The following is a 6620-nucleotide window of genomic DNA, read 5'->3' as shown; positions in this document are numbered from 1 at the left end:
GAACAGCCCAACATCCCGCGCGCGCTGGCGATCTGCCGCAAGCAGGGCTGGAAGTTCGACATCATGACGACATCCTTCTTCCTGTCGCGGCGCTCGCTCAAGGCGTCGCCCAATTCCGGCATGCCGCTATGGCAGGACCGGCTGTTCATCGGCCTGGCGCGCACGGCGGCGGATGCGACGGAGTATTTCCAGATCCCGACCGGACGTGTGGTAGAAATCGGCACGCAGGTGGCGATCTGACGAGTTCGATCGTCTCGACCCAAACGGGGAGGCTGAGATGGGCGGCGAATTGGTGCTTGTCACAGGCGGATCGGGTTTCCTCGGTGCACATTGTATTCTTGCCCTGCTGAAGGCGGGCTATCGCGTGCGCACGACGGTGCGCTCCGCCAAGCGCGAAGCCGAAGTTATCGCCATGCTGAAGGCCGGCGGCGCCGAGCCGGGCGACAGGCTCTCCTTTGCCATCGCCGACCTCATGGCGGATGCCGGCTGGCCCGACGCTATCGCCGGCTGCGACTATGTCCTGCATGTCGCGTCACCGTTCCCGCCCGGTGTGCCGACGCATGAGGATGACCTGATCATCCCGGCTCGCGAAGGCGCCTTGCGCGTGCTCAGGGCGGCGCGAGACGCCGGCGTCAAACGCGTCGTGCTGACATCGTCCTTCGCGGCCATCGGCTATGGCAAGATGCCGCCCGACGGCCGGCCCTTCACCGAGGAGAGCTGGACCGATCCAACTGCCAAGGTCAGCGCCTATGTGAAGTCGAAGACGCTCGCCGAAAGCGCGGCCTGGGATTTCATCGGCACCGAGGGTGGCGGCATGGAATTGGCGGTCGTCAATCCGGTGGGAATCTTCGGGCCTGTTCTAGGGGCCGACCATTCGACCTCCACCGCATTTGTCCAGCGCATGATGAACGGTGCCATGCCAGGGCTGCCGCGCCTGTCCTTCGGCGTGGTCGATGTGCGCGACGTGGCGGACCTGCATGTGCGCGCCATGACCAATCCCGTCGCCAAGGGCGAGCGGTTTCTGGCAGTCGCCGGCGATTTCATGACTGTGCGGGCGATTGCGCAGACGGTGAAGATGCGGCTCGGCGCCGCCGCGTCGCGTGTCTCGACGCGGGAGCTTCCCGATTGGCTGGTGCGGATGGTGGGGCTGTTCAACGCGGAAGCCGCGCAACTCGTGACGGAACTCGGCAAGGTCAAGAATGCCACCAACGCCAAGGCGGTGCGCATGCTCGGCTGGGCGCCGCGCTCGCGCGAGGACGCGCTCGCCGCCACCGGAGAAAGCCTGGTCCGGCTCGGGCTTGTCAAAACGCCGAAATAGCGCGGCGGGAGAAAGACTTCCCGCTGCGCTGGTTTCAGCCTGCCAGTGCGGCCTTGTTGGCCTCGAGGAACTGCTTCAGCGGTACCGATTTCCGGCCGGAAAGCTTTTCGACGGAGTCCGTCACCATGCCAAGGCCGCCAACGCGCGTGGCAGCGTCGAAGGATACGAGAAGCCGGGCGATGGGCTCGGGAAGGCCTGCGCTCTTCATCCCCTCGGTCAAGGCTTCGTCCGAGAGCTGAATGACCTGGATCGGCTTGCCGGTGACTTCGGTGACAAGTGCCGCGACTTCGGCTGACGTATAGGCCTTGGGGCCGGTCAGCGTATACGTCTTGCTTTCGGTGTTGTCCGAAGCCAGCCCCGCGGCTATGGCGGCGGCGAGATCGTCACGCGCGCCATAGGAAATGGCGCCGTCGGCCGCGGACGTATACCATTGGCCCGAAGCGAGGATCTGCGGCATCGCCATGAACAGGTTCTCGTCATACCAGCCATTGCGGAAGATCGTGTAGGGGATGCCGCTCGCCTTGATCGCCTGTTCGGTGTCGTAATGGTCGGGCGCAAAGAGCACCGGCGAACCCGGCTCCGTGTTGGGCATCGAGGTGTAGAGCAGGTGGGCGATGCCCGCCTGCCTGGCCGCCGCGACGGCGGCAAGCTGCTGTTCGCGCCGCTTTCCCTGGATCGCCAGCTCGTTGGTCGAAATGATGAGCGCCCGGTCGGCGCCGGCGAAGGCGTCGGCGAGCGAGGCTTGATCGTCGAAATCAGCCTCGCGAACGGTGACGCCGCGCGCTGACAGGTCGGCAAGATTGGCGGGCGTGCGGGTCGTGGCGATGATCCGGGCCGCCGGCACCTCTAATGTGTCCAGCAGATGGTTGATGACGCTGCGGCCGAGCTGGCCGGACGCGCCGGTGACGAGAAGAGTTGCGGTCATGGAGGATCCTGACATTGCGCCGGAAGGGCGGTTCGGGTGGTGATCTCAAAAAGAGACCAGCACTAAAATAGGAATTGACCCGCTGCAGTAAAGAAGGCAGTTTTTCGGGAGGTAGGCACACGCAGGGAACCAGTCATGGACAGCCGGACCGTCAATCTGAAATCCAAACTCGAAGTCTACAAAGCGATGACCGAAGGCGGAAACATTGCCGATTGCCCGGTCCGCGACGTCATTCAGGGGCTCAATGGCAAATGGAGCTCGCTGTTGACGGCGGCCTTGGCCGAGCAGCCCTATCGCTTCGGCGAGCTGCGGCGGCTGGTTCCCGACATTTCGCAGCGCATGCTGACTCAGACGCTCCATGATCTGCAGCGCGACGGCTATGTGCGTCGCGAAGTGTTTCCGACCAAGCCGCCCAGTGTCGAATACAGCCTGACCGACCTTGGGCGCTCGATGTTCGACGCTTTGCAGCATTTGTTGCAGTGGGCTGAAAACAACCACGATGCGGTGCGCGACGCGCGCACTGCCTTCGATTCAACACCGGCTTGACCCAGCCGGGTAGCCTTCGGCGTCGCGACTTGATTTCATCCGGCGGCTGAAGGATTGTCCCGGCCAGTGCGGCTTGGGGGCAACGGCATTTCCTACGATATCGCAATTGCAGGCGCCGGTCCGGCTGGGCTGGCCATGGCGCTCTATCTCAGGCGTGCCGGGCACCGGGTCACCATCTTCGAGCCCTTCGAGGAACCGAAGCCGGTCGGCTCCGGGTTGATCCTGCAGCCGACCGGATTGACGGTGCTTGCCGACCTCGGCCTGCTCGACGACATCATGGCACTGGGCAGCAGGATCGACCGGCTGCATGGCGCCGATGCCTCCACCGGCCGCACCGTGCTCGACGTCCGCTACGACGCCCAGCACGGCGGCCGCTTCGGTCTGGCGGTGCACCGGGCGGCCCTGTTCGGCGTGCTGTTTCGCGCTGCCCGGCGTGAGACCATCGCCATCGAAACCGGCGTCGAAATCGAGACTTTGGACATCGGCGACCGGGCGACGCTGGTCCGTGGCAATGGACGAAGGGCAGGGCCGTTCGATCTTGTCGTCGACGCCAGCGGTTCGCGTTCAAAACTGCGGCAGTGCGCCGGCAATGCCGGGGCACCACGACCACTCACCTATGGCGCATTATGGGCATCGCTGGATTGGCGAGGCGAGGGCTTTGACGAGCACGCGCTTTTGCAGCGCTACGACAAGGCCAGCGTGATGATCGGCGTGCTGCCGATCGGCCGGCCGGAGCCGGGTTCCGAAAGGATGGCGGCATTCTTCTGGAGCCTGAAACCGGCGGATGCCGATGCCGTGCGCAACCTTGGCATCGATGCCTGGAAGGAGCGGGTGGTGCGGCTGTGGCCGCAGGTCGAGGCGTTCACCAACCAGATCGGCAGTTTCGACCAGCTCTCGCTGGCCCGCTATGGCCATCACACGATGAAGTCTCCAGTTGGCCGGCGGCTGGCCGTGATCGGCGACGCCGCGCATTCGACCAGTCCGCAGCTTGGCCAGGGCGCCAACATGGCGCTGCTCGACGCCGCGGCGCTCAGCCATGCGCTGGAGCGAACGGGCAGCGTCGAGGCTGCGCTCGAAGGCTATGCGAAAGCGCGGCGCTGGCATGTGCGGGCCTTCCAGGCGCTGTCGCTGGCATTCACGCCCTTCTACCAGTCGGACTCCGTGGCGCTGCCTTTCATCCGCGACAGGCTGGTGGCGACGATCGCCAAGATTCCGCCGGCGCCGCGGTTCCTGGCCTCGATGGTGGCCGGCACGGTGATCGATCCGTTCAGGCGAGCTGGGCTTGCCGAAGCGCGCTGGCCGGATCGCGTTGCCGAATGAGGCTCGATAGAAAAGACCCCTTCGCCCGCAGGAAAGCATGCAGGCGCTGCGGATAGTCCGGCGCCACGGCTTGCCTGATCGACCGGCGGTCGCTCAACGCTTCGCGCCAGGCCTGGACAAGCGGCATGCCTTCCAGGATGCCGAAATCGCCGATCCGGTCGAAAGCGTCGAGGTAGCGGAAGACCGGACCGTAAACGGCATCGACGAGGGAAAAGCGGCTGCCAGCGAACCATGGCCCGCTCCGCAGGGTATCGTTAGCGAGTTCAGCCTCAAGGCGGTCAAACATCGCCGACAGCGCGCTGGACTCGGCGAGGAAGCCAGCCTCGCTCGGCGTTGAATAGAACCGGCCGATGGCGTTGAGGATGGCTGAGCCATACTCGATCCAGGCACGGTGCCGGGCGCGGGCATAGGGGTCGGCAGGGTGGAGCGGATTGGCCTGCGTCTCCTCGAGGAATTCGAGGATGACCGCGGATTCGAAGATTATCGTCTCGTCGCCAGTTCGCTGTACGCGCAGCAGCGGCACCTTGCCGAGCGGCGAGATCGCCTTGAACCAGTCCGGCTTGTCGGCGAGGTCGATGTCGATCCGCTCGAACGGGACGCCTTTCTCGGCCAGCGAGATCGCCGCACGCTGGACATAGGGGCAGAGGGGATGGCTGACGAGAATGAGGGTGTCGGCGGGTTTCATGGAATGTGCCTTTCGATATCGATGCAACTGCATTTATGTAGATGCGTATGCATTGATCGTCAAGCTTGATGCATCTGCATCTATCTCTTAGGATACGGCCATGACAGAGACAGCCATGCCTTCGCCTGATGCCATCAAGGTCTGGGCCCGCCTGATGCGGGTTTCGCGCCAACTGATGGAACGTGCCGAGGACGCGCTGAAGGAGGGCGGCCTGCCGCCGCTTGCATGGTACGACGTGCTGCACGAGCTTGCCGAGGCTGGCGAGGGCGGCTTGCGGCCATTTCAACTGATCGAGCGCACTTTGTTTGCGCAATACAACATCTCGCGGCTGTTGGCCCGGCTCGAGGCCGACGGGCTGGTCAAGAAACTGCCGGTGGCCGATGACGGCCGTGGGCAAACCATCCGCATCACGGCCAGGGGACGTGAGACGCGCCGCCGGATGTGGGCGGTCTACGGGCGCTCGATCGCCGAACTGGTGGGTGCCAAGCTCTCGCTGGATGAGTTGAGCACGGTCTCGGCACTGCTCGGCCGGCTGCGCCATCCGCCTGCCGCGGACTGATTCCGCGGAGACGAGCCCGGCCTGGCGGGTCAAGGCAGATGGCTGCCCCACAGAAAAGACAGCGTCGCCAGCACACCGAGCGCCGCGCGAACCAGGTGCAGATTGCCCCATCTGACGATCAGCGCCCTGGCCTGCGGATTGGCCGCTTCCGGGTCCATTGCCTCCAGCACTCGATTGGTCGGCATCATCACAACAAGGGTCCACGGCCAGGGCAGGATGATCGCCACCGCGCCGCCGAGAAAGGCAAGCCCGCCGGTCTGCCACCAGGCGACAAGGCCGAGAACGCAGGAGACGATGGCGATCGATGCCTGCATGGCCGCACCGCGTTTGTAGGAAGGCTGCCATTCCTGGAGCAGGGACCTGTCATCCAGCCGCAACCGCGCCGGCTGCTCGGCCACGCTGACATAGATCGCCGCACCGGTGAACACAGCGGCTATGGCCAAGGCCAGCAAACCGGCCAACATGTTTCCCCCTTTAGGACGGCGGCAGCGAAGCCGACCGGAGAGAAATAGGGCTTGCCAGGTTCGGTGCAATAGGCCATAGAAAGGCCGAACCGTAACGTACGGTACGGCTTGCCGAAAATGACTGGCTTGGTCGTCCGCGAGGAAAGAGCGTGTTGCACATCGTGCCCGACATCGACAACAGCGAGACGCTAACGGAGCGGCAGCAGGCCGTCCTGGATGCGGCGCTGCGGCTGCTGGTCGAGGAAGGCGACGACCTGACCATGACCGCCGTGGCGCGGCGTGCGAGCTGTTCCAAGGAAACGCTCTACAAATGGTTCGGCGACCGCGACGGGCTGCTGACGGCGACCGTGCAGTGGCAGGCGTCGAAGGTGCGGGTGGCGCAGGTTGACGGGAAGGGGCTCGACCTTGCCTCGCTGACGGCGAGCCTCGAGCGCTTTGCCGGCGACTGGCTCATGGTCATTTCGAGCGATACCTCGATCGCGCTCAATAGGGTGGCGGTTGGTCATGCGGGGTCGGGTAAGGACAATCTCGGCGCCGTCGTGCTGGAGAATGGGCGCTTTGCCCTGGCCAAGCGACTGAAGCCGGTGCTTGAAGCCGGCCGGCAGGCAGGGCTCCTTGAATTTGCGGATGCCGAGACGGCATTCCGTACCTTTTTCGGGCTGGTTGGCCGGGATGTGCAGATCCGTCTGCTGCTCGGTGACCGGCTGGAATTGACTGAGGCGGCGATCGGCGGCGATGCCATCCGCGCGACGCAACAGTTTCTCGCTCTTTTCGGAGCAAAAACCGGGCCTCAGGGCCTTTGA

General features: G+C 64.7%; 9 protein-coding genes. 6 read left to right on the top strand and 3 right to left on the bottom strand.

Features of this window, described 5'->3' with window-relative positions; all coding sequences use genetic code 11:
* Both O7A60_RS12530 and O7A60_RS12525 read left to right on the top strand, forming a co-directional pair.
* Nucleotides 1-240, top strand: a 240-nt coding sequence (locus O7A60_RS12530; RefSeq protein WP_415926819.1) for a KUP/HAK/KT family potassium transporter, incomplete at its 5' end; no start/stop codon positions are given.
* Between the two features lie 37 nt (nt 241-277).
* Nucleotides 278-1318 carry an SDR family oxidoreductase gene (locus O7A60_RS12525; protein WP_337106535.1) on the top strand — a complete coding sequence of 347 codons (1041 nt, stop codon included), beginning with the start codon at nt 278-280 and terminating at the stop codon, nt 1316-1318.
* A 34-nt stretch (nt 1319-1352) separates the two neighbouring features.
* On the opposite strand, the gene O7A60_RS12520 is transcribed toward O7A60_RS12525, so the two are convergent.
* Complete coding sequence (locus tag O7A60_RS12520; protein ID WP_337106534.1) at nt 1353-2243, bottom strand: SDR family oxidoreductase; 891 nt, start codon at nt 2241-2243, stop codon at nt 1353-1355.
* Between the two features lie 135 nt (nt 2244-2378).
* Here O7A60_RS12520 and O7A60_RS12515 point away from each other — a divergent pair, with 135 nt between their 5' ends.
* Together O7A60_RS12515 and O7A60_RS12510 are read left to right on the top strand one after the other, a co-directional pair.
* Nucleotides 2379-2789 (top strand): winged helix-turn-helix transcriptional regulator, encoded by a 411-nt coding sequence (locus tag O7A60_RS12515; protein ID WP_027145329.1) that lies wholly within the window; start codon nt 2379-2381, stop codon nt 2787-2789.
* A 54-nt stretch (nt 2790-2843) separates the two neighbouring features.
* Nucleotides 2844-4109: an FAD-dependent oxidoreductase gene (locus O7A60_RS12510; protein ID WP_337106533.1), complete on the top strand. Its 1266-nt coding sequence runs from the start codon at nt 2844-2846 to the stop codon at nt 4107-4109.
* Here the strand turns inward: O7A60_RS12510 and O7A60_RS12505 are convergent.
* Entirely contained in the window at nt 4057-4794 is a 738-nt protein-coding gene (locus O7A60_RS12505; protein ID WP_337106531.1) for a glutathione S-transferase family protein, read from the bottom strand. The two genes, O7A60_RS12510 and O7A60_RS12505, sit on opposite strands and share 53 nt — an antisense overlap.
* Before the next feature lie 100 nt (nt 4795-4894).
* Between O7A60_RS12505 and O7A60_RS12500 the strand changes: the two genes are divergently transcribed.
* Nucleotides 4895-5353, top strand: a complete 459-nt coding sequence (locus O7A60_RS12500) for a MarR family winged helix-turn-helix transcriptional regulator (RefSeq protein WP_337106530.1) — start codon at nt 4895-4897, stop codon at nt 5351-5353.
* 29 nt (nt 5354-5382) lie between these two features.
* On the opposite strand, the gene O7A60_RS12495 is transcribed toward O7A60_RS12500, so the two are convergent.
* A complete protein-coding gene (locus tag O7A60_RS12495) occupies nt 5383-5814 on the bottom strand; it encodes an anthrone oxygenase family protein (protein ID WP_337106551.1) in 432 nt (143 codons plus the stop codon).
* Between the two features lie 152 nt (nt 5815-5966).
* Between O7A60_RS12495 and O7A60_RS12490 the strand changes: the two genes are divergently transcribed.
* Nucleotides 5967-6620: a TetR/AcrR family transcriptional regulator gene (locus tag O7A60_RS12490; protein WP_337106529.1), complete on the top strand. Its 654-nt coding sequence runs from the start codon at nt 5967-5969 to the stop codon at nt 6618-6620.

This window comes from Mesorhizobium salmacidum (SeqCode) (genome assembly GCF_037179605.1).
Taxonomy (GTDB): Bacteria; Pseudomonadota; Alphaproteobacteria; order Rhizobiales; family Rhizobiaceae; genus Mesorhizobium; species Mesorhizobium salmacidum.
This window is presented reverse-complemented; position numbering and strand designations above follow the sequence as displayed.